Genomic DNA, 21916 nt, shown 5'->3' with positions numbered 1-21916 from the left:
AAGAAGGAGAGCGTGATGGTTGAGAGAGTGATCGTCGCCGTCGACGGCGGCCCGGCAAGCGATGCGGCCCTGGCATGGGTGCTCGAGCGGGCGAAGACCGTGCCGATGCGCCTGGAGATCACCACGATCTCGGGACTGGACGCAGAGCTGCCGGAGGGCGCGGAGACCGGCTTCCACACGGCGGCCGAGGCGGCCCTGCTCACCGCTCAGAGCACGGCCAAGGCCGCGCTGCCCGACCTCGAGGTCACGGCGGCGATGCGCGCAGGTATCCCGCAGGAAGAGCTCGTGAGGGCCTCCCGCAAGGCAGACCTCCTGGTCGTCGGGACCAACAAGACCTCGACCGTCGCCGGCCTCACGCACGGCACGCTGCCACTCAAGGTGGCGGGCCAGGCGGAGTGCACGACGGTCGTCGTACCGGTCGGCTGGCAGGCCGGTCAGGGCGACGTCGTCGCGGGCTGGTCGGACGACCCCACCGCGGAGGCGGCGCTGGACTTCGCCGCTGCCGAGGCAGAGCGCACGAAGAAGGACCTCGCCATCGTCCACACCTGGAGCACGCCGCCCAGCACGCCCATGGACGGCGCCGGCTCGGCGGTCCTGGTGCAGGAGCTCGTCGCGGCCAACCGGCAGCTGCTCGCCGATGCCGCCCACCGCATCGAGGTCGCGCACCCCGGGCTCAGCGTCACCAAGCTGCTGCACGCCGGATCGGCGGCAACGGCCATCGTCCGCGCGGCGTCCAACGCGTCCCTCGTCGTCGTGGGCTCGCGGGGCCGCGGCGCCATTGCAGGGTTCTTCCTGGGATCGGTCAGCCACGACGTGCTGCTCAACATGCCCGCGCCCGTGGCCGTCCTGCCCAAGAAGCACGCGCCCGTGGACGTCTACCCCGAGCTCGTCGACGACGAGCTCTGACCGGCACGACAGAACTGAGGAGACAGCCATGCAGCTCAAGGACAGGGTCTTCGTCGTCACCGGCGGCGGCAACGGCATCGGTCGCGAGGTGGTCCTCGGGCTCCTCAAGCGCGGGGCCCAGGTCGCCGCAGCGGACTTCAGCGAGGCGGGCCTCGCCGAGACGAAGCACCTGGCGGGCGCGGCATCCGGGCTCAGCACCCACCGGCTCGACGTGACCGACCGGCAGGCGGTGCTGGCCCTCCCCGGGGCCGTCATCAAGGCGCACGGCCAGGTCGACGGCCTGCTGAACGTCGCGGGGATCATCCAGCCCTTCGTGCGCATCGAGCAGCTGGAGTTCGCCGACATCGAGCGGGTGATGAACGTCAACTTCTGGGGCGTCGTCAACATGACGAAGGCCTTCCTCCCCCACCTCCTGGCGCGGCCGAGCGCGGGACTGCTCAACGTCTCCAGCATGGGCGGGTTCCTCCCCGTACCGGGCCAGGCCGCGTACGGCGCGAGCAAGGCCGCGGTCAAGCTGTTCACCGAGGCCCTGTATGCGGAGAGCCGCGGAACCGGCCTCGCCGTCACGGTCGTCTTCCCCGGGGGCGTGAGCACCAACATCACGTCCAACTCCGGTGTCGCGATGCCCGAGCTGAAGGGCGGCTCGGGCAAGGCCCCGAAGACCACCAGCCCCGCCGAGGCGGGCCGGCAGGTGATCGAAGGGCTCGAGCGAGGGGCGTTCCGAGTGCGCATCGGCAGCGATGCGAAGTTCATGGACCGTCTCGCGCGACTCGCGCCGCGGCGCGCGACCGTGCTGATCGCGGACCAGATGAAGGCGCTGCTCGGATGACGACGGCGGGCAGGATGCTCGCGCGCTACCGCTACATCTGGACCACCCTGCTCGTCGCCGCCGTGACGGGGGTGCTCGTGGCCCTCGGCGAGGGCCCCGCGGCGCGCTGGGTCGCGAGCGGCTACGTGCTGCTGATCGCCGGCCGGAGCGCGGTCTCGATGATCGCCTCACTGCGCACCGGGTCGTGGGGAATCGACGTGCTGGCCATTGCGGCCATCGTCTCGACCGTCGCCCTGGGCGACTTCTGGGCCGCCCTCGTGGTCGTCCTGATGCTGCTGAGCGGGGAGGCGCTCGAGGACTTCGCGGGCCGGCGGGCGCACCACGAGCTCGAGGCGCTGATGAGCCGCGCTCCCCGGGTCGCCCACCGGGAGACCGCCGGGACGTTTGTCGACGTCCCGGTGGGCTCGGTCGCCCCGGGAGACCTGCTGGAGGTCAAGCCCGGCGAGATGGTGCCGGTCGACGGCGTGCTGCTCACCGACGGCGCCACTTTCGACGAGTCGTCGATCTCCGGGGAGAGCCTGCCGGTGTTGCGGGCATCCGGCAGCACGGTGCTCAGCGGCACGGTCAACGCCGACGAGGTCGTCACCCTCCGCGCCGTCAGCACCGCGGCGGGCAGCCAGTACCAGACGATCGTCGACCTCGTGCGCGAGGCCGCGGACAGCAAGGCGCCGTTCGTCCGGCTCGCCGACCGCGTTGCGATCCCCTTCACGATCGGCGCGTTCGCGATCGGCGTGCTCGCGTGGGTGCTCTCTGGCGACCCGGCCCGGCTCGCGGAGGTCCTGGTGGTGGCCACACCGTGCCCTCTGCTCATTGCGACGCCGGTCGCGTTCATCGCGGGAATGAGCAGTGCGGCATCCCGAGGGGTCATCGTGAAGGGCGGCGGCACCCTGGAGCAGCTGTCTCGGGTGCGCTCGGCCGCGTTCGACAAGACCGGCACCCTCACGCAGGGCGCCCCCGAGATCGATCGCATTGAGAGCATGGCCGACGAGGACAACGACGTGCTCGGGATGGCGGCGGCGCTCGAATCCGGATCGGCGCACGTGCTCGCCCAGGCGATCACCGATGCCGCGAGCGCCCGCGGCCTCACGGTCCCGGCGGCCCACAGTGTGTCTGAAGAAGTGGCGTCAGGTCTGCGTGGCACGGTGGGCGGCGCGGCAGTGGCCGTGGGCAAGCTTGCCTTCGTCGCGCCGGGGGCCGAGGTGCCCTGGGGTGCGCTGGCCGCGGGCGAGACCGCGGTGTACGTCTCCCGCGAGGGCCGTTTGCTCGGCCGCATCGTGCTGACCGACGAGGTCAGGCCGAGCGCGCAGGCAACGGTCTCGGGCCTCCAGGGGCTCGGAGTCTCACCGATCGTCATGCTCACCGGGGACGCGCGCGAGACGGCGGACAAGGTCGCCGCGCTCGTGGGCATCACCGACGTTCGCTCGGCGCTCCTGCCCGGCGACAAGCTGCGGATGGTGCGGGAGCTGGCTCCGCGGCCGACCCTCATGGTCGGCGACGGAGTCAACGACGCCCCCGTGCTCGCGGCGGCCGATGTCGGGATCGCGATGGGCGCCCGAGGGGCAACGGCCGCGAGCGAGTCCGCCGACGCCGTGATCCTCGTCGAGGACCTCGGCCGCGTGCTGGAGGCCGTCGTGCTCGCCCGCCGCGTGGTCCGGATCGCCTACCAGAGCATCGGGCTCGGCATCGGGCTGAGCGTCGCGCTGATGGTGGTCGCGTCGTTCGGGGTGATCCCCGCGATCGTGGGCGCCGCCCTGCAGGAGGTCGTGGACGTGCTCACTATCGCGAACAGCCTCCGGGCCGCGCGGCACACTGTCAGGGAGTGAGTCGGGTCGCGGGGCCTCACAAGAAAAGGGCCCCGCTCGATCGAGCGGAACCCTTGTCATGTCCAACGTGGTACACCCCCCGGGACTTGAACCCGGAACCCACTGATTAAGAGTCAGTTGCTCTGCCAATTGAGCTAGAGGTGCTTGGCCCCCCGACGAACGGTGGGCCGACGAACAAGGTTAGCATGAGAACCATGACCGAGCGACTCGAAGCCGGGGCCGTCGCTCCCGACTTCTCCCTGACCGACCAAGACGGCACGACGATCTCGCTGAGCGACTTCCGCGGCCAGAAGGTGATCCTCTACTTCTACCCGGAGGCGATGACTCCCGGGTGCGAGAAGCAGGCGTGCGACTTCCGCGACAACCTGAACTCGCTGAAGAGCGCGGGCTACACCGTGCTCGGCGTCTCGCGCGACGACCAGGCCAAGCTTGCCGAGTTCCGCGAGAGGGATGCCCTCAACTTCGAGCTCCTGAGCGACCCCGACCGCGCGGTGCACGAGAGCTACGGGGTGTGGGGCGAGAAGAACCTCTACGGCAAGCAGGTCGTCGGGGTGATCCGCTCGACCTTCGTGATCGACGAGTCCGGCACGATCACGCTGCCCCTCTACGGAGTGAAGGCCACCGGCCACGTGGCATCCCTCCGCAAGAAGCTGAACATCGACTAGGACTGCTTCAGCGCCTCCGCGAGCATCACGAGGATGCCGCTGGGCCCGCGCAGGTAGGTGAGCTTGTAGACGTCCTGGTAGTTCGCGACGCCGCGCAGCGGGAAGCAGCCGTGCTTCGCCGCGATCGCGAGGGCGGCGTCGATGTCGTCGACCGAGAACGCGACGCGGTGCATCCCGATCTCGTTGGGGAGGGTGGGCTCCGTCTCGATCGCGTCGGGGTGGATGTACTCGAACAGCTCGAGGCGGCCGTGGCCGTCCGGTGTCTGGAGCATCGCGATCTTGGCGTGGTTGCCGTCGAGGCCGACCGCCGTGTCGGTCCACTCGCCGCTCACCGTGTCTCGGCCCACAACCGTGAGCCCGAGGTCGGTGAAGAAGGCGATTGTTGCCTCGAGGTCGCGGACGGCGATGCCGACGTTCTCCAGTGTGATAGCCATGCCCTGCATGCTACCCAGCGCCCCTGACTAGGCGTCGCGCGTGCTCGTCGCGGCCACGACCGGCGGGGTGAACAGCAGCACCAGCACCACGAGCGCGGGCACGAGGAGCAGCCAGCCGACCGTCGGCTGGGCGAAGATCCCCTGGAAGCAGCCGATCGCCACCGCGCCCTGGAGCACCTGCCACACGATGGCGGCGCCGCGCGTCCAGGCACGCCCGCGCAGCACGTTCGCGGCGATGAAGCCGAGCCACACGGCGGCGATCGCGGTCAGCACGGTGAGGGCCACGGCGCTCGCGAGCGAGTCGGCGGTGGCGGTCAAAAGCTCGATCACGAGGTAGATCGTGGCCACCGTCAGCAGTGCGCACTCCATGAACAGCAGGACAACGAGAAGTAACACGAAAGGATGCCTCGCCGGCCTCGCAGGCAGTTCACTCACAGCGTCGTCCCCTACAAAACCATTGATTTGCATCTACCGTTATGAGAGTCTATGTGAGGTTGATTTCCAGCTCCCAGCGTTGCGAGCGGGTCCCAATAGACGTGAACCCGAATTCTCCAGGCCTCCCTTTTTCTCGAGGTCTGACCGCGGTCTAGCCCACCGCACGCACCGAAGGAGTACCACCATGGACTGGCGCGACAAAGCTGCCTGCCTCACCGCAGACCCCGAGCTCTTCTTCCCCGTCGGCAACACCGGCCCGGCCGTTGACCAGATCGACAAGGCGAAGGCCGTGTGCGCGCGCTGCTCCGTCACCGAGATGTGTCTCCAGTACGCACTCGACACCTCACAGGACTCCGGCGTCTGGGGCGGCCTCAGCGAGGACGAGCGCCGCGCGCTCAAGCGCCGCGCCGCACGCGCTCGGCGCGCTTCTTAGCGGTTTCGATACAGGCGCTGGAGCGCCTTACTCAACCCGCAGCTAGCGGGTGTTGAGCCACGTGAGCGGCACTTCGATAGTCACCTCGGTGCCGCTGCCCACGAGCGTGTGCCAGTCGATCGTCCCGCTCAGCTCGCCCTGGATCAGGGTGCGCACGATCTGAGTTCCGAGGCCCGACCCGACCTTGCCCTCGCCGAGGCCGACACCGTTGTCGCGCACCTTGACGCTCAGCAGGTCATCCGTGCGCTTCGCGACGATCTCGACCTCGCCGTCCGCGCGACCCGCCAGGCCGTGCTCGACGGCGTTCGTCACGAGCTCGGTGAGCGCGAGCGCGAGCGGCGTCGCATACTCGCTCGGCAGAGTGCCGAAGCTGCCCGTCGACTTCGGGTGCACAGTCGTGTTGTGGCTCGACGCGACCTCGGCGATGAGCATGAGCACCCGGTCGAACACCACGTCGAAGTCGACGTTCTGGTTAAGCCCCTCCGACAGCGTGTCGTGCACCACGGCGATGGCGGCGACGCGGCGCATGGCCTGGCCGAGCGCCTCGCGCGCGACATCGCTGTGGGTCCGCCGGGCCTGAATGCGCAACAGGGATGCCACGGTCTGCAGGTTGTTCTTGACCCGGTGGTGGATCTCCCGGATCGTGGCATCCTTCGTAATGAGCTCGCGCTCCTGGTGCCGGATCTCGGTCGCATCGCGGCAGAGGACTATCGCCCCCACGCGCTCCCCCCGGTTGCGGATCGGGATCGTCCGCAGCGAGACCGTTACCCCGCGCGCCTCGATGTCGGTGCGCCACGGCGCGCGTCCCGTCACCACCAGCGGCAGCGACTCGTCGACCACCGTCTGACCCGCGATGACCTCGGTGGTCACCTCCGCGAGGGACTCCCCCTCCAACTCGCCGGCGAAGCCGATGCGGTTGAACGCCGAGAGGGCGTTGGGGCTCGCGAACGTGACGATGCCGTCCACGTCGAGCCGGATGAGGCCGTCGGATGCCCGGGGGGCGCCACGGCGCGGTCCGCTCGGAGCGCCGAGGTCGGGGAAGTCCCCCGAGGCGATCATCGCGAAGAGGTCGTTGGCGCACTCGTTGAAGGTCAGCTCCTGGCGCGAGGGAGTGCGTGCCTCGCTGAGGTTGGTGTGCCGGGTGATGACCGCGATCGGGAACTCGGTGGTCGCCTTCCCGCTCGGGCTCAGGCGGCGCAGCACCGGCACCGCCCGCACGCGGGTGGGGGTCTCCTCGTACCAGTCGGGCGCCGCCGTGTCGACGATGCGCGCCGACTCGAACGCCTCGGTGACCTGCGCCTTCCACTCCGGCTTGATCGCCTGCCCCACGAAGTCGCGGTAGAACAGGGTCGCCGAGCTGGAGGGGCGGGCGTGCGCCACCGCGACGAAGCTGTCCTCGGCGCCGGGCACCCACAGCACGATGTCGGCGAAGGCGAGATCGGCGAGGAGCTGCCAGTCGCCCACGAGGAGGTGGAGCCACTCGATATCCGCCTCGGTCGAACGCCCCTGCGCCTGGACCAGTTCACTGAGGGTCGACATCCTCCAAGGTTAGCCGCGCCGCACGATCCTGCTCTCCACCATGCCCTTGATCGCCAGGCGCGCGGGCGAGCGCGGAGCCGAGTCCGCGAGGGTGCGGCCGCTCAGTACCGCGCCGTCGAACGCCGCCTGCTCGTGCGGCACGAGCACGGGCGCCTCGATCCCGCCGAATCGGGCGAGCGTCTGCGCGACCTGCCCGTGCGGGTTCATCCCGATCGCGGAGGCCCGCACCCGGTTCATCACGACCGTCACGTCGCGCGCGGAGGCCGCCTCCTCGAGGTCGACATAGGCCCGGAGGAACCGGGACAGGCCGACCGGGTCGGCCGCGCCGACGGCGATGATCTGGTCGGCGTCCCGCACAGCCGTCACGGAGGCTGCGTTGCGGCGCGGGGCGAACAGGTCGCTCGAGATCTCCTCGTCGTTCTCCAGGCTCGAGCCGACGTCGAGCACGGTGAAGTCCACCCAGGTGCGGCAGAGCTGTATGACGGCAGCGACCCGCTCTCCCGACAGCTCGGGCCAGCGGCTCGGCCTGCCGATCCCGGTGAGCACCCGGAACGTGCCGAGCGGCGACGTGTACCTCTGCGCGATCCGGTCCAGCTCCTCGTGGGTGAGGGCGCCGTTCCCCGCGAGGCGGCAGGCCGCTGCGAAGCCCGGCGCCTCGTCGAGCATCCCGAGCGCGGGGGCGATCGAGGCGCCGTGCGTGTCGACGTCGGCGAGGGCCACGGACGTGCCGAGCGCGGCCAGCTCGGCCGCGACCGCGATCGCCACGGAGGTGCGGCCCGGGGCGCCGGCCGGTCCCCACACCGTGATCACCCTGCCGGAGGTGCTGCGAGCGCGGGCGGCGGCGGCCCGGGGCGAGCCGCCCAGCGCGAGCTCGACGGCGGACCAGCCGGCCGCGGCATCCGTCGTCTCGAAGAGCCCGAGGGATGCCGCGAGCCGGCGCTCGGGCTCCCCCACCGCGAGCGCCACCACCCGCACCCCCGCGTCGTCGCACGCCGCGAGCAGCCGTGCGCTCAGGTACCGCGGCTCGGCGGCCACGACCACGGCGTCGGGCCGGAGCGAGAGCACCTGCGCCGCAGCCTCCGCAGCGGCCGGTGCCCTGCCGACGACCTCGTGCCCGTGGCGCGCGGCCTGCTCGGCGTGCTCGGCCTCGACGGCAGGGGGCAGTACGAGAAGGAGCCGCGCCACGTCAGCGGACCGGGATCGCGGTCGGCACGATCGACAGCGCGGCGGAGTTCGCCGACGCCTCGAGCACCCGCGCAATGCGGGACGCGGGCACGAGCACCTCGACGGCCGTCGTTCGGTCGGCGGCCACTATCGAGTCTGAGGTGACGAGCCGCACGACCGTCGCGCCGCTGGCGATCACGGCTGGCGCGCCGAACGTGCCGCCCTCGAGTGCGGGCGCGGCCCAGACGTTCACGACCGCGCCCGGCTGGACGGATGCCGCGAGCGGCCCCTGCACGTCGAGGACGAGCGACGCGAGCCGAAGGCTGTCCGCGCGCCCCACGGCCGCCAGCGGCACGAGCTCCCCCTCGCCCACGGGCCGGGAGACGATGAGCCCCTCGTCGGGGAGCTTGTCGGGCACGAGGTAGCTGCGGCCCGCCTCGTCCAGCCGGACGTCGACGACGACGAGGTCGTCCAGGTCGATCAGCTCCCCCGGCGCGAGCGGCTCGCCCGCGACGAGGACCTCGGTGGTCTCGTCGGCGGCGGCAACGAGCGCGACCACGCCGCCCACCGAGGTGACGACGAGCGCGAGGCCGATGGCGAGCCGGGGGTCGAAGGGCGGGAGGCGCCGGCCAGGGCGGGACGGGGTGCTGGTCATCCGGCCATGGTCGTCAGCCACAGACTGTCAGGTTCGAAGTTATCCACAGTCGGTCCACCACCCGTTCCGCGGTCGCATAATCGTGAGATGAACGACGACAGTGCCGCCGGGGAGCTTGCCCGCTTCCTCACCCTCGCGGACACCGCGGAGCTGCTCAGCATCTCCACGAAGCAGGCATACGAGCTCGTCAGCTCCGGCGAGCTGCCGGCGATCAGGGTCGGCACCGCGGGCCGATGGCGCATCGAGCGCAGGATGCTCGAGCTCTACATCGAGGCCCGCTACGAGGAGACCCGCAGGCACGCGCTCTGGATCCAGTCCGACTTCGCGAACGTCACGGCGCTGCCGTTCCCCTAGAGCCGCACCAGCAGCACCGCCGCGAGCGGCACGATCCGGACCTCCCTCACCTCCGACGTGCGCCGCGCCACTCCCCGGTCGTGCACGGCGACGTCAACGTGGTCGCGCCCGACCCGGTCGAGTGTGCCGTGCAGCTCCCCTCCGGCCACCACCAGGTCGACCGCGCGGCGCCGTCGGCACAGGTCGCGCAGCACGAACGCGAACCCGAGTCGGGCCGAGAGCGAGGGATGCCCGTCCGCCGCCCGCGCCGGCTCCAGGCTGCCCGGCACGAGCGACGCCTCGAGCCCCACGCCCGCCAGCACGCCGATCGGGACTATGCAGTGCCGCGTGCGGGAGCCCTCGACCGCGACATCCGCGGAGAACCAGTCCCGGCCGAAGGCTACGGGATGCACGGACAGCCGCTCGCCTGACCCCAGCGTCACCACCAGGCGGTACGCCGCCCCGGCCCGCGCCTCGTGCAGCGCGATGAGCCGGTCGCGCACGGAGAGCCGGCCGAGACGCAGCCGCTCCTCCTCGATCTCGAGGTCGAGCTCCTCCGCCGTGAGCTCCCGCTCGAGCTGGGACTCGAGGTCGTCGAACAGGTTGTCCCAGCGCATGACGCGACGCTACGAGCGCGCGAGCCGGCCGTTGGCGAAGTTTCCACAGATTTGTGGGAGGCCATGGACAAGCTCTCGCGCCAACTGCTTAAGTGTCGATGGCCTACCCGCGTAGAACTACTCCGAGGAGACACGTGACCTCTGCACTACCGCGAGAGAATGCCGCGAGCGCGGCCACGCAGGTGACCCTGCCGTCCAAGATCATCCGGCCGCGATTCGTCCCCGACGAGTTCTTCGGCCACCAGCCGACCTCGAGCTCCGCTCTTCCCGATCCGACGCCACTGCTCGAGAACCTCACCCGCTGCGTGGTCGAGATCCTCGCGGGCGCCCGCGACCTGGAGCAGATCTCCCGCTGGGTGACGGACGACGTGTACCGCCACCTCCTCAAGCGAGTGGTGCTCTCGGCCCGCGCTCGTCAGGCCTCGGGGCGCTCGGTGACGCGCCCCGCCTTCACCATCGGCTCGACAACCCAGTGCACGCCGCGCGACGGTGTCGTCGAGTCGGTAGTCGTCGTGCACGGCCGCGCCCGCTCGCGCGCTGTCGCCCTCAGGCTCGAGGGCCTCGACAACCGCTGGCGGGCGACCGCGATCAACGTGCTCTGAGCGCCTAGCGGCCCTTCTTCTCCTGCGCGCGGCGCTCAGCCCGGTTGGCAGGCGGCGGGGTGGCGCCACCCTCGGCGCGCTGGCCGAACGCTCCGCGCGCGCCGGGCTGCGATGCCGCGGCCGGCGGTGCCTGCAGCGGGCGCTGCTGGGCGGCCTGCGCCTGCTGCGCGCGAGCGGTGGCCGCTCCCTCGAGCTGGCCGCGCTGGTTGCGCACCTCGACCTCGCCCTGGGCATCCGCACTCGGTGCCGAGTAGCTCAGCTGGTTCGGGTTGGAGGCCGGCGCCGCGAGACCGCGGGCCTCTACCGACGCGCCGCCCGTCACTTCGACCTCGAGGTTGAACAGGAAGCCGACCGACTCCTCGCGGATCGCGCCCATCATCGACTGGTACAGGGCGAAGCCCTCGCGCTGGTACTCGACCAGCGGATCGCGCTGCGCCATGGCGCGCAGCCCGATGCCGTCCTTCAGGTAGTCCATCTCGTAGAGGTGGTCGCGCCAGCGGCGGTCGATCACCGAGAGAACGACGCGGCGCTCGAGCTCGCGCATGGCGGGCTCCCCGAGCTGGCGCTCGCGGCGCTCGTAGGCGAGCTTGGCATCCGAGAGGATCTCGTTCGTCACGAATTGCGACGTGACCTTGCCGCGCGTGCCGGCCTCGCTCAGCAGCTCGTCGACCGTGATGGAGATCGGGTAGAGCGTCTTGAGCTCGGTCCACAGGGCATCGAAGTCCCAGTCGTCGGAGTGGCCCTCGGCGGTGTGCACGTCGATCACCTCGGTGATGACATCCTCGAGGAAGTGCTTGACGCGGTCCTGGAGGTCGTCGCCCTCGAGGATGTGCCGACGGTCGCCGTAGATGGCCTCGCGCTGGCGGTTGAGAACATCGTCGTACTTGAGCACGTTCTTGCGGATCTCGGCGTTGCGCGCCTCGACCTGGGACTGAGCGCTCCGGATGGCACGGCTCACGACCTTCGACTCGATGGCCAGATCGTCCGGGACGTTGCCGCGGCCCATCAGCGCCTCGGCGGCACCGCTGTTGAAGAGGCGCATGAGGTCGTCCTGCAGGGACAGGTAGAACCGGCTCTCGCCCGGGTCGCCCTGGCGGCCGGAGCGTCCGCGCAGCTGGTTGTCGATGCGGCGCGACTCGTGGCGCTCGGTGCCGAGCACGTACAGGCCGCCGACCTCGATGACCTTGGCGGCCTCGGTCTCGACCTCGTGCTTGACGGCCTCGTACACGCCGTCCCACTCGCGCTCGTACTCGTCCGGGGTCTCGATCGGGCTGAGGCCGCGGCTGTTCATCTGGGCGACCGCGAGGAACTCGGCGTTGCCGCCGAGCATCACGTCGGTACCGCGCCCCGCCATGTTCGTCGCCACGGTCACGGCGCCGAGGCGGCCGGCCTGGGCGATGATCGCGGCCTCGCGCGCGTGGTTCTTGGCGTTCAGCACCTCGTGGCGCACGCCCTTCTTGGCGAGCAGGCGGGAGAGCAGCTCGCTCTTCTCGACGCTCGTGGTTCCCACGAGCACGGGCTGGCCGGAGGCGTGGCGCTTGGCGATGTCCTCCACCACCTGCTCGAACTTCGCCTGCTCGTTCTTGTAGACGAGGTCGGACTGGTCCTTGCGGAGCATCGGCTTGTTGGTCGGGATAGGGACGACGCCGAGCTTGTAGGTGCTCATGAACTCGGCGGCCTCGGTCTCGGCAGTACCGGTCATGCCGGAGAGCTTGCTGTAGAGGCGGAAGTAGTTCTGGAGCGTGACGGTAGCGAGCGTCTGGTTCTCGGCCTTGACCGCGACACCCTCCTTGGCCTCGATGGCCTGGTGGATTCCCTCGTTGTACCGGCGGCCCATGAGAATGCGGCCGGTGTGCTCGTCGACGATGAGCACCTCGCCGTTCATGACGACGTAGTCCTTGTCCTTCTTGAACAGGGCGCGCGCCTTGATCGAGTTGTTGAGGAACGAGATGAGCGGCGTGTTCGCCGACTCGTAGAGGTTGTCGATACCGAGGTAGTCTTCGACCTTCTCGATGCCGGGCTCGAGCACGCCGACGGTGCGCTTCTTCTCGTCCACCTCGTAGTCGACGTCGGGCACGAGCTTCGTCGCGAGGTTCGCGAACTCGGTGAACCAGCGGTTCGCCTCGCCCGAGGCCGGGCCGGAGATGATGAGCGGGGTGCGGGCCTCGTCGATGAGGATCGAGTCGACCTCGTCGACGATCGCGTAGTAGTGGCCGCGCTGCACCATGTCGACGGCCTGCCACGCCATGTTGTCGCGCAGGTAGTCGAAGCCGAACTCGTTGTTCGTGCCGTAGGTGATGTCGCACGCGTACTGCTCGCGGCGCTCGGCCGGGGTCTGGCCGGCGAGGATCACGCCGGTCGTCATGCCGAGCGCGCGGAACACGCGGCCCATGAGCTCCGACTGGTAGCTCGCGAGGTAGTCGTTGACGGTGATCACGTGCACGCCGCGCGAGGCGATGGCGTTGAGGTAGGCCGCGAGGGTGGCGACGAGGGTCTTGCCCTCGCCGGTCTTCATCTCGGCGATGTTGCCGAGGTGCAGCGCGGCCCCGCCCATGAGCTGCACGTCGAAGTGCCGCATGCCGAGGGTGCGCACGGCGGCCTCGCGGACGGCGGCGAACGCCTCCGGCAGGAGGTCGTCCAGCGACTCGCCGTTCGCGAAGCGCTCGCGCAGCTCCACGGTCTCGTGCTTGAGGTCCTCGTCGCTGAGTTCCTTGAAGTCGTCTTCCAGGTGGTTGACGGCTTCCGCGTAGTTCTTCAGGCGTCGAAGAAGACGACCCTCACCGACGCGAAGTGCGCGCTCGAGAACGTTGGCCACGATTACTCCAGTTCTGGCACGGCTGATGAGAGCCGTTACCGACCTGTAATGGTACCAACAGCGGCAGGACTACCGCCCTCTACTGCGGCCCCTCGACGCGACTTTGGGCAGTTCCTCAGCCTCATCCTGCAGCGCGATGACCCCGTAGTCCCAGCCTTTGCGCCGGTAGACGACGCTCGGGCGGTCGGTTTCGCTGTCGATGAACAGGAAGAAGTCGTGGCCCACGAGCTCCATGTGGTCGAGGGCCTCCTCGACCGTCATGTGCGACGTGGGGAACACCTTCCGCCGGATGACGACGGGCGTGTAGTCCTCTTCGGCCGCCTCAGCCTCCGCCGACTGGACCGGGATCTCGCCGGTCAGCACCTTCTCGAGCACCTCGGGGCTCGCCGGCGTGATGTCGATGACGCTGAACCCGGCGGACGAGGCCTCGTGCAGCGACACCGGGCGGTGCTGGCCGCGGTGCACCTTCTTGCGGTCCTTGGCCTGGCGCATGCGCTCGACGAGCTTCGCGATCGCGAGGTCGAAGGCTACGTACTTGTCGGAGCCGGAGGACTCCGCGCGGACGAGCGGGCCGGGGCCCACGAGGGTGAGCTCGACGCGGTCGTCCCCGCTCGACCCGCGGGTCTCGTGATGGCGCGACACCTTGATCTCGAAGGCGATGGCCTTCTCGGCGAGATGGTCTATCTTCTCGGCCTTCTCGATGGCGTACTCACGGAACCTGTCCGTGACCCCCAGGTTTCGTCCGCTGACAGTGATTTCCACGGCGACCTCCCAGCCCTCTCGGCGCTTGCGCTGACTCGGCCGCCCGCTTGGAGGCGGTCCGTCATCGTGCGCCTTTCGCCCCACCGTAGTCCTCCCCGCGGGGCTTGTCACGGAATGCCGACAACCTCGGAGTGAACGCTATGGTTGCCGCCCCGAGCACCGTCCCGCCCGCCTCCGAGATGGCGCGCGCGGCCTCGTCGAGAGTCGCGCCGGTGGTCAGGATGTCGTCCACGAGAAGGAATCGTCGGCCCGCCAGGGAGCCCCGCGCGGCGAGCGCACCGCGGAGGTTCGCGGCCCGTTCAGCGGCGCCGAGGGCCTTCTGCGCCGACGTGCGGCGGGCAACCCGGAGGACTCGGACCGGCCTGCAGCCGGCCTTGCGGAGCACGAGCCGCACCGGGTCGTAGCCGCGACGGCGGTAGGCCGCGCGACTGGTCGGGACCGCCACGACCTCGGCGGGACCGGCGGCGTCGGCGCTCGCGAGCAGCGCGGCGGCGAGGGCAGGGGCGAGGTGCGCTGCGGCATCCGTACGATGCTGCTCCTTGAACGAGAGGATGACACGGCGCACGACCGTCTCGTAGCGCAGCGCCGTGACCACGCGCAGGCCGCCGGGCGTGGCCCGCACCGTCGTGAGCGGGACGAGGCTGGCCGCGCACGGCGCGCACAGGGACCGGTCGGGGCTCTCGCACCCTGTGCACTCGACCGGCATCAACAGCGCCCAGGCGTCGAGCAGCGCATCCCGCAATCCCATACGACCACTGTGACCGCCGGGCGGTCAGCGTGGTGAGACGGGCGGCGCGCCTGTGGAGAACGGCGGGGGCTACTGCTTGGTAGCGAGGAACGTAGCCCGGATGCCCGTGGACACCCAGCCCTCGCTGCCGCGCGGGCGCCACACCTGTCCGTCCGCGGTGAGGACGCGCAGGCCGTCCGTGCCTCCGTTGCCGCCCGCGATCGTGCGGGCGCCGTCGATGCGGCCCAGTGAGTGGCTCGGGCCGCCGATCTCGAAGGATGTGACGACCGTGTGGCCGTCCGCATCAGAGGAGACTGTCGCGACCGTGCGGTCGTCGACCCAGGTCGCGTCGAGCGGAGTCTCCGAGCCGACGGGGAGGTCGGTGGGTTCGCCGAGAGCGACGGGCACGAGGTTCTGGCGGATGATCCCGACCACGATGAGCCTCGGGCCGACCGGGGTGCTGAGCAGCAGCAGCAGACGCGCGCCGTCGCGCGAGACATCCAGGGAGACGATCGCGTTGTCCGAGGCGAGGCCGGTGATCGGGTGCGGCGTACCGTCGACCTCCCACGTGGTGAGCGAGGCCGCGTTCGCCGCGGAGGCCGACCAGATGAACCGGAACGGATCGACGGAGGGCGCGGCGTGGCCGGGCTCTCCGTCGAGCAGGGTCGGCTCGCCGTCGCCCGCGAGGGCCACGAGCACCGCCCCGTCGCCGTTGCTGAAAGCCACGGTCTGCTTGTCGGAGGCGAGAGCGGCAGTCACTGCGCCGCCCGCGACGACCTGGTCGGTCAGGCCCTTGAGCGGAGTGATCCCGCTGCCGCCGTCGAACCCGAACGCGGTGCCGCCTGACCCGATGAGCACGGCCGGGTCGACGCTCGGCACGATCGCGCGGTCGCCGGTCGCGTCGGGGGTCGCGAGCTCGAGCCCGCGCACCGTGAGCGAGACGTTGGGCTTGTCGAGGGTGGCGACGAGCTGCTGCCGCATGCGGTCGCGCGCCTGCGCATTGGAGCTGAGGGCCTCGGTGCTCAGGTCGACGACGACGCTGCCCGGCTCGGTGGTGATGCCGCCGAGGGTCGTCGCGTCGGGGAACGCCGTGTTCACCGCCTGCTGCAGCCACGGCGCCGGGCCAGCGAGAAGCGCCTGCACGACGCGCGCGGAGGACGTCTGGCGGGCGGGGAACCAGCGCACGTCGGGAACGAGGTACGCGTAGCTCGGGTCGAAGAAGTAGAGCGCCTGCTCGCGGAAGGCGGTGTCGAAACCGGACTGCGAGAGCACAATCCCGTCGGCGGCCTGGCTGATGCGCCACTCCCCGTTCTCCCTCGCGAAGACGAAGGTCAGTGACTGCTCCGACTCGTCGGGCTCCTCCGTGAACTGGCCGATCTCATTGACGTTCGACTTGCTCGAGAACGAGTACGTCATCGTGTTGGCCGCCGTGGTCTCCGCCGAGACCGAGGCACTCCGGATGATCGCGCTCGCGTCGGGGTTCCAGGTCGTCGCCAGATCCGCCGTGAGGAACTTCTTCGCCACCGCGTAGCCGTTCTGCGGGCTGCTGACGGCCTGCATGAAGTCGGCGAGGATCTGCTCCTGGGTCGAGCCCGGCACCGGGTCGGAGGGCAGCACGACGAACTCGGGGGCGGCCTGGTCGTCGATGATCGCGCCGTCGTTGACACCGCCCGACGTCGGGATGCCCACGCACCCGGCGAGCGCGAGCACGAGTGCTCCAGCCACGGCGGCGGCAAGGCCCCTACGCATGGTCGACCTCCAGGGGGATCTCGTCGTCCGGGGGAAGCCGCAGGGGCGACTGGGTAAGCACCGCGCCGCGCACGCGCGGCAGCGTGAGCCGGAAGCAGGAGCCCTCGCCCTCCGCCGACCAGACCTCGAGCCAGCCGCCGTGCAGCGCGGCGTCCTCGAGCGAGATCGCGAGGCCGAGGCCGGTGCCGCCGGTGACCCGCTGGCGAGACGGGTCGGCGCGCCAGAACCTGTCGAAGACGCGGGACATTGCGGCCGCCGTCATCCCGACCCCGTAGTCGCGCACCGCGATCGCGACCCCGTTCGTGTCGCTGTCCACGTAGAGGACGATCGGTTTTCCCTCGCCGTGGTCGATCGCGTTGCCGAGCAGGTTCAGGAGAATGCGCCGGATGCGCCGGCTGTCGACCTCGGCCTCGAAGTAGCCGCCCGGGGCGACGAGCCGCAGCTGAGAGCCCTTCGACTCGGCGAGGGTCGTGACGCTCTCGATCGCGTCCTCGACGAGGCGGACGAGGTTGGTCGGCTCGGTCTCCATGTCGACCGCGCCGGCGTCGTAGCGGCTCATCTCGAGGAGGTCGGCGAGCAGCAGCTCGAACCGCTCGACCTGGGTGTGCAGCAGCTCCGCGGTGCGCGCCGTCGCCGGTGGGAACGTCTCGCGCTGGTCGTACAGCACGTCGCCGGCGAGCCGGATCGTGGTGAGCGGCGTGCGCAGCTCGTGGGAGACATCGGAGACGAAGCGCTGCTGCACCTGCGAGAGGGCGGCGAGCCTGGTGATCTGGTTCTGCAGCGAGGCGGCCATGCCGTTGAACGAGCGGGCGAGGGTCGCGATCACGTCCTCGCCCTTGACCGGGATGCGCACCTCGAGCTGGCCGGCGGCGAGCTTCTCACTGGTCTCGGCGGCGACCTGCACCGGGCCGACGACGAGACGTACGACGAGAGCCGCGACCGCCGCGATGAGCAGCACGAGAGCGAGCCCGCCGAGCACGAGGGTCTGCTGGACGAACCCGAGGGCCTGCTGCAGGTCGATCGTGTCGTAGACCAGGTACAGCTCGTACCGCTGGCCGCTGATGTCGAGCATCGAGCCGACGACGACCCCCGGGTGCACACTGCCGTCCTCCTGCGGGATCGCGACCGGCTGCGAGTAGGTGCGCGGCTGGTTCGAGTCCTGCACCGCCGTCCGCAGCTCGGCGGTCACGAGCTCGCGCGTGTTGAAGCCGACCGCCCTGTCCTGGGTGATAGGCGAGCCCTCCTGGCCCGGCGAGCGCAGCAGGGCGAGCTGGGTCGTGCCGGTGCTCGTCGCCGTGCTGAGGATCGCGGCCAGCGCGTCGCGCGTCGTCGCGTCGATGTCCTCGACCCCGACCTGCTCGGCGGCCTGGTCGAAGAAGGTCTGGCCCGCGAGAGTGGCACCGGCCGAGGTGGTCTCGAGCTGCGAGCGGCGGAGGTCGAAGAGGTTCGTGCCGACCGCGAACGACATGTAGCCGCCGATGATGCCGACCGCGACGCCCGAGAGGAGGACCGTGATGGCCACCGTGCGCAGCTGCAGTGACGAGCGCCACAGCCGGGCCAGGTTCTCGAACCAGGCGCGCAGGTCGAAGTCGCGCATCGCCCTAGGCGGTGCTGCCCGCGCGATAGCCGACGCCGCGGACGGTCATGACGATCCGCGGGTTGTCCGGGTCTTCCTCGACCTTGGCGCGCAGGCGCTGCACGTGCACGTTCACGAGCCGAGTGTCGGCCTTGTAGTGGTAGCCCCACACCTGCTCGAGGAGCATCTCGCGCGTGAATACCTGCTGGGGCTTGAGCGCGAGGGCGAGCAGGAGCTCGAACTCGAGGGGCGTCAGGTTGATCTTGGTGTCGGCGCGCTTGACCTCGTGCCCGGCGACATCGAGGGTGAGGTCGCCGATCTGCAGCGTGCCGGTGGTCGTCTGCGGGGTGGGGCGGAGCCTGGTGCGCACGCGCGCCACGAGCTCCTTGGGGTTGAAGGGCTTGACCACGTAGTCGTCGGCACCGCTCTCGAGGCCCTTCACGACGTCCGCGGTGTCGCTCTTGGCCGTCAGCATGATGATCGGTACGCCCGACTCCTCGCGGATGCGCGAGCACACCTCGATGCCGTCGAGGCCGGGGAGCATGAGATCGAGGAGGACCAGGTCGGGCTTCGCGGCGTGGAACGCCTCGACGGCCTGCAGGCCGTCCTCGCAGAAGAACGGCTCGAACCCGTCGGCGCGCAGCACAATGCCGATCATCTCCGCCAGCGCGGTGTCGTCGTCGACCACCAGAATTCGCGCGTTCACTTGTCCTCGCCACTGCCTGGGGCTCATCCCCAGGGTGCAGGGGGAGCTTTCGCACAAGAGTAGCCGAGTGTGAAAGCATGATGGCGACGCCCAGCGATTCCGTCAGGAGAGCACGTGACCGACAGCACCTCGTGGCAGCCCCCCGCGGGCGCCGCCCCTGCCGCCCCTCCCTCCCCGTACGCGAGCCCCTCGGCGACGCCCTCCTTCCCGCCGCCGCCCGCTGCGGTGGGCTGGACCCCGCCGCCCAAGCCCGGCCTCATCCCGCTGCGCCCGCTCACCCTCGGCACCATCCTCAGTGCCTCCTTCCAGGTGCTGCGGCGCAACCCGCGCCCCACCTTCGGCTTCTCGCTCCTCGTCACGGGCGTGATCTACGTGGTGAGCCTCGGCGTGGTCGGCTTCGTGACGTTCTTCGCGCTCTCCCGGGTCCAGTTCGCGAACAGCAGCGACGATGCGGATGCCCTTGCCGCCGGCAGCGTCGGCGTCATCATCCTCTCCGCCCTGGTGCCGGCAGCCCTCGCGGTCGTCGGCAGCGCGATCCTGCAGGGCGTGATCTCGCTCGAAGTGGCCCGCGCGACGCTGGGCGAGAAACTGCGACTGCCCGGGCTGTGGCGGGCGGCCAAGGGCCGGATCGGCGCGCTCATCGGGTGGTCGGGCATCCTCGTCGCCGTCGTCGTGGTTGCGATCTCCATCGCCGCCGTGCTCATCGGGCTCATCGTTGCCTTCGGCGGGGTCGTCGGCCTCATTGCCGGCGTGCTGCTGGGGCTCGCGCTCGGCGCTGGGGCCATCGCCCTGGCCGTGTGGCTCGGCACCAAGCTCTCCCTCGTGCCGAGCGCTCTCATGCTCGAGCGGCTCCCCCTGCGGGCCGCCGTCGCGCGCTCGTGGTCCCTCACGAAGGGCTACTTCTGGCGCACCTTCGGCATCCTGATCCTCGTCTCCGCGATCATCTACGTCGTGTCGTCGATAGTCTCGACGCCGCTGCAGCTGGTGGTGAGCTTCGGCACGACCTTCCTCGACCCGAACGGCAGCAACGGCGGGCTGATCACGGGCGCGATCGTCATCTACGTGCTCACGATCATCTTCGGCGTGGTCTTCGGCGCGATCGGCGCCGTCGTGCAGGCCGCGACGCCGGCACTCCTCTATATCGACATCCGCATGCGCAAGGAGGGCCTGGACCTCGAGCTCAGCCGCTTCGTCGAGGCGCGCCAGGCCGGGGATGCCTCCGTACAGGACCCGTACCTCGTGACGGCGCCGCCCGCGGCATCCCCCGCGGCACCGACGGCCTCGCCCTGGTCGTGATCCCCGCCCTGCTCCCGCTGGACGTGCCGGTCGACCCAGACGCGCCAGAAGCCACCCAGTGGCTCATCGACGAGCTCTCCAAAGCGCCGTACCAGGCGGCGCAGCCGACCCTGTTCGACCGTGTCGCGAAGGCGATCTCCGACTGGCTCTCCTCGCTGCAGCTCGGCTCGGCAGACGGTCCGCCGACTGTCGGGCTCGTCGTCGTGATCGCTCTGGTCGCTGGCGCCCTCATCGTGGCGTTCCTCCTCTTCGGGCTCCCGCGCCTCAACCGGCGCAGCCGGGTCGCCGGGTCGCTCTTCGGCGAGGACGACGCCCGCACCGCGGCGCGTATTCGGCAGGACGCCGAGCGGGCAGCCGCCGCCGGTGACTACTCCACAGCGGTCATGGAGATGTTCCGCGCGATCGCCCGCGGCCTCGCCGAGCGCACGATCATCACCACCAGCCCGGGCACGACCGCGCGGGACTTCGCGGCGCGGACCGGCTCCACGTTCCCCGGCCTGGCCGAGCGGCTCGCCGACTCCGCCGCGGTCTTCGACGGCGTCCGCTACCTCGACCGCACCGGCACGGCCGAGCAGTACGCCGCAATCGCCGCCCTGGAGAACGACCTGCGCTCCGCGAAGTCCCCGCTCGACGCGGTGCCCGCGTGACGGTCACGGCCGCACCCGGCCAGCGCGTCCTCACCCCGACGTCCGGGCGGGTCGTGAAGCGCTCGCTCTTCTGGCTCGGCGTCGTCGTGTTCCTGGCGATCATCACGGTCATCGTCGTCGCCACGGCGGGGTCGCAGGCCGGCGGCACCCGCCTCGACTCCGCCAATGCCGCCCCTCCCGGTGCCCGGGCGCTCGTGGAGGTGCTGCGGCAGCAGGGAGTGACGGTCACCGCGACCTCGAGCCTCAGGGAGACCGAGCGGGAGATCGCCGACGCCGCAGACACGACCCTCTTCGTCTACGACCCGAACGGCTATCTCACGGCAGCGCAGCTCCGGGAGGCCGTGCGGCGGGCTGCCACTGTCGTGATCGCCGACGCCACGTTCGACACCCTCCAGGCGGTCGCGCCGGAGCTGGCCCTCGCGGGCTTCGCCGGCGGCACGCTCGACGCGGACTGCGATTTGGGCCCGGCGCAGAAGGCCGGCACGGTGACCAGCGACGGCAACGGCTACCGCATCGTCGAGGAGGGTCCGGACGTCGCGGGATGCCTCGGCAGCGGCGACGGCGTCTACTCCCTCGTGCAGCTCGACCGCGGCGACACCCAGCTGGTCATCCTCGGCGCGACGAGCGCCCTCACCAACGAGCACATCGTGGAGCAGGGCAACGCCGCCCTCGCGCTCAACCTGCTCGGCGCGCACGACGACCTGGTCTGGTACCTCCCCTCGGTGGACGACCTGGCGGGCTCGGTGCCGCCGGACCTCGGCACCCTCACCCCGCCCTGGGTCACTCCGGCCCTCGCGCTGCTGCTGCTCGCGTTCGTGGCGGGCGCCTTCTGGCGGGCGCGCCGCTTCGGCCCGCTCGTCGTCGAGAACCTCCCCGTCACGGTGCGCGCGAGCGAGACCATGCTCGGGCGGGCGCGGCTGTACCAGCGGTCCGCCGCGCGGCTGCGGGCGCTCGACGCGCTGCGCATCGGGTCCGTGCGTCGGCTCGCGGGCCTGTGCGGCCTCTCGCGCACGGCCTCGGTCGACGACGTCGTGGCGGCCGTGGCGGAGGCGACGGGCGACCCGGCCGCGGGCATCCGGCGCATTCTGCTCGATGCCGAGCCCACCTCGGACGCCCAGCTCGTCGCACTCTCCGACGAGCTGCTCGAGCTCGAGCGCGCCGTCGCCGCGGCCGTGCGACCCTGACACCGGCACACCCTGACAC

General features: G+C 70.6%; 22 protein-coding genes and 1 tRNA gene. 10 read left to right on the top strand and 13 right to left on the bottom strand.

Going from position 1 to position 21916, the window contains the following annotated elements:
* Window positions 1–15: 15 nt before the first annotated feature.
* From AC1RTC_RS10505 to AC1RTC_RS10495, 3 genes are read left to right on the top strand one after another with little or no spacing between them, the layout of a single operon-like run.
* The gene (locus AC1RTC_RS10505) at window positions 16–906 is read left to right on the top strand and encodes a universal stress protein (RefSeq protein ID WP_493155476.1); all 891 of its coding nucleotides are present in this window, start codon (window positions 16–18) and stop codon (window positions 904–906) included.
* Window positions 907–934: 28 nt separating this feature from the next.
* Complete coding sequence (locus tag AC1RTC_RS10500) at window positions 935–1735, top strand: SDR family NAD(P)-dependent oxidoreductase (RefSeq protein WP_493155475.1); 801 nt, start codon at window positions 935–937, stop codon at window positions 1733–1735.
* Window positions 1732–3558 (top strand): heavy metal translocating P-type ATPase, encoded by a 1827-nt coding sequence (locus AC1RTC_RS10495; protein ID WP_493155474.1) that lies wholly within the window; start codon window positions 1732–1734, stop codon window positions 3556–3558. Before AC1RTC_RS10500 ends, AC1RTC_RS10495 begins: the two co-directional genes overlap by 4 nt.
* A gap of 68 nt (window positions 3559–3626) precedes the next feature.
* Here the strand turns inward: AC1RTC_RS10495 and AC1RTC_RS10490 are convergent.
* Window positions 3627–3702 (bottom strand) — tRNA-Lys (locus tag AC1RTC_RS10490).
* A 50-nt stretch (window positions 3703–3752) separates the two neighbouring features.
* Between AC1RTC_RS10490 and bcp the strand changes: the two genes are divergently transcribed.
* Window positions 3753–4223: a thioredoxin-dependent thiol peroxidase gene (gene bcp, locus AC1RTC_RS10485; protein ID WP_493155473.1), complete on the top strand. Its 471-nt coding sequence runs from the start codon at window positions 3753–3755 to the stop codon at window positions 4221–4223.
* On the opposite strand, the gene AC1RTC_RS10480 is transcribed toward bcp, so the two are convergent.
* Together AC1RTC_RS10480 and AC1RTC_RS10475 are read right to left on the bottom strand one after the other, a co-directional pair.
* The gene (locus AC1RTC_RS10480; protein WP_493155472.1) at window positions 4220–4657 is read right to left on the bottom strand and encodes a VOC family protein; all 438 of its coding nucleotides are present in this window, start codon (window positions 4655–4657) and stop codon (window positions 4220–4222) included. The two genes, bcp and AC1RTC_RS10480, sit on opposite strands and share 4 nt — an antisense overlap.
* 27 nt (window positions 4658–4684) lie before the next feature.
* A complete protein-coding gene (locus tag AC1RTC_RS10475; protein ID WP_493155471.1) occupies window positions 4685–5053 on the bottom strand; it encodes a hypothetical protein in 369 nt (122 codons plus the stop codon).
* Between the two features lie 223 nt (window positions 5054–5276).
* On the opposite strand from AC1RTC_RS10475, the gene AC1RTC_RS10470 reads away from it, so the two are divergent.
* The gene (locus tag AC1RTC_RS10470) at window positions 5277–5525 is read left to right on the top strand and encodes a WhiB family transcriptional regulator (protein ID WP_305001608.1); all 249 of its coding nucleotides are present in this window, start codon (window positions 5277–5279) and stop codon (window positions 5523–5525) included.
* A 42-nt stretch (window positions 5526–5567) separates the two neighbouring features.
* Here AC1RTC_RS10470 and AC1RTC_RS10465 read toward each other — a convergent pair whose 3' ends face one another.
* Genes AC1RTC_RS10465 through AC1RTC_RS10455 form a run of 3 tightly spaced genes read right to left on the bottom strand, consistent with a single transcriptional unit; the run spans window position 5568 to window position 8883 of the window.
* Window positions 5568–7064 carry a sensor histidine kinase gene (locus AC1RTC_RS10465; protein ID WP_493155470.1) on the bottom strand — a complete coding sequence of 499 codons (1497 nt, stop codon included), beginning with the start codon at window positions 7062–7064 and terminating at the stop codon, window positions 5568–5570.
* A 9-nt stretch (window positions 7065–7073) separates the two neighbouring features.
* Window positions 7074–8249 (bottom strand): CpaE/TadZ family protein, encoded by a 1176-nt coding sequence (locus AC1RTC_RS10460; protein ID WP_493155469.1) that lies wholly within the window; start codon window positions 8247–8249, stop codon window positions 7074–7076.
* A 1-nt stretch (window position 8250) separates the two neighbouring features.
* Window positions 8251–8883, bottom strand: coding sequence for a hypothetical protein (locus AC1RTC_RS10455; protein WP_493155468.1), 633 nt, complete (start codon window positions 8881–8883; stop codon window positions 8251–8253).
* Window positions 8884–8970: 87 nt separating this feature from the next.
* Between AC1RTC_RS10455 and AC1RTC_RS10450 the strand changes: the two genes are divergently transcribed.
* Window positions 8971–9237 carry a helix-turn-helix domain-containing protein gene (locus tag AC1RTC_RS10450; RefSeq protein WP_493155467.1) on the top strand — a complete coding sequence of 89 codons (267 nt, stop codon included), beginning with the start codon at window positions 8971–8973 and terminating at the stop codon, window positions 9235–9237.
* Here AC1RTC_RS10450 and AC1RTC_RS10445 read toward each other — a convergent pair.
* Window positions 9234–9833 (bottom strand): hypothetical protein, encoded by a 600-nt coding sequence (locus tag AC1RTC_RS10445; RefSeq protein WP_493155466.1) that lies wholly within the window; start codon window positions 9831–9833, stop codon window positions 9234–9236. The genes AC1RTC_RS10450 and AC1RTC_RS10445 overlap by 4 nt on opposite strands.
* A gap of 134 nt (window positions 9834–9967) precedes the next feature.
* Between AC1RTC_RS10445 and AC1RTC_RS10440 the strand changes: the two genes are divergently transcribed.
* Window positions 9968–10435: an Rv3235 family protein gene (locus tag AC1RTC_RS10440; protein ID WP_493155465.1), complete on the top strand. Its 468-nt coding sequence runs from the start codon at window positions 9968–9970 to the stop codon at window positions 10433–10435.
* A 4-nt stretch (window positions 10436–10439) separates the two neighbouring features.
* On the opposite strand, the gene secA is transcribed toward AC1RTC_RS10440, so the two are convergent.
* The 6 genes from secA to mtrA form a co-directional block, all read right to left on the bottom strand.
* On the bottom strand, window positions 10440–13250 hold the full coding sequence (secA, locus tag AC1RTC_RS10435) for a preprotein translocase subunit SecA (RefSeq protein ID WP_493155464.1): 2811 nt from the start codon (window positions 13248–13250) through the stop codon (window positions 10440–10442).
* A gap of 69 nt (window positions 13251–13319) precedes the next feature.
* On the bottom strand, window positions 13320–14012 hold the full coding sequence (hpf, locus tag AC1RTC_RS10430) for a ribosome hibernation-promoting factor, HPF/YfiA family (protein WP_493155463.1): 693 nt from the start codon (window positions 14010–14012) through the stop codon (window positions 13320–13322).
* Window positions 14013–14073: 61 nt separating this feature from the next.
* Window positions 14074–14760: a ComF family protein gene (locus AC1RTC_RS10425; protein WP_493155462.1), complete on the bottom strand. Its 687-nt coding sequence runs from the start codon at window positions 14758–14760 to the stop codon at window positions 14074–14076.
* Between the two features lie 69 nt (window positions 14761–14829).
* Complete coding sequence (locus AC1RTC_RS10420; protein ID WP_493155461.1) at window positions 14830–16488, bottom strand: LpqB family beta-propeller domain-containing protein; 1659 nt, start codon at window positions 16486–16488, stop codon at window positions 14830–14832.
* Window positions 16481–18085: an MtrAB system histidine kinase MtrB gene (gene mtrB, locus AC1RTC_RS10415; protein ID WP_493155460.1), complete on the bottom strand. Its 1605-nt coding sequence runs from the start codon at window positions 18083–18085 to the stop codon at window positions 16481–16483. The genes AC1RTC_RS10420 and mtrB overlap by 8 nt, the downstream gene beginning before the upstream one ends.
* A 4-nt stretch (window positions 18086–18089) precedes the next feature.
* Window positions 18090–18770 carry an MtrAB system response regulator MtrA gene (gene mtrA / locus AC1RTC_RS10410; RefSeq protein WP_493155459.1) on the bottom strand — a complete coding sequence of 227 codons (681 nt, stop codon included), beginning with the start codon at window positions 18768–18770 and terminating at the stop codon, window positions 18090–18092.
* 114 nt (window positions 18771–18884) lie between these two features.
* Here mtrA and AC1RTC_RS10405 point away from each other — a divergent pair, with 114 nt between their 5' ends.
* From AC1RTC_RS10405 to AC1RTC_RS10395, 3 genes are read left to right on the top strand one after another with little or no spacing between them, the layout of a single operon-like run.
* A complete protein-coding gene (locus AC1RTC_RS10405) occupies window positions 18885–20066 on the top strand; it encodes a glycerophosphoryl diester phosphodiesterase membrane domain-containing protein (RefSeq protein ID WP_493155458.1) in 1182 nt (393 codons plus the stop codon).
* A complete protein-coding gene (locus AC1RTC_RS10400; RefSeq protein WP_493155457.1) occupies window positions 20063–20713 on the top strand; it encodes a DUF4129 domain-containing protein in 651 nt (216 codons plus the stop codon). The genes AC1RTC_RS10405 and AC1RTC_RS10400 overlap by 4 nt, the downstream gene beginning before the upstream one ends.
* Window positions 20710–21897 carry a DUF4350 domain-containing protein gene (locus AC1RTC_RS10395; protein WP_493155456.1) on the top strand — a complete coding sequence of 396 codons (1188 nt, stop codon included), beginning with the start codon at window positions 20710–20712 and terminating at the stop codon, window positions 21895–21897. The genes AC1RTC_RS10400 and AC1RTC_RS10395 overlap by 4 nt, the downstream gene beginning before the upstream one ends.
* The last annotated feature ends 19 nt before the right edge of the window (window positions 21898–21916 follow it).

This window comes from Rhodoglobus sp. GW821-FHT12B09, assembly GCF_058809925.1.
This window is presented reverse-complemented; position numbering and strand designations above follow the sequence as displayed.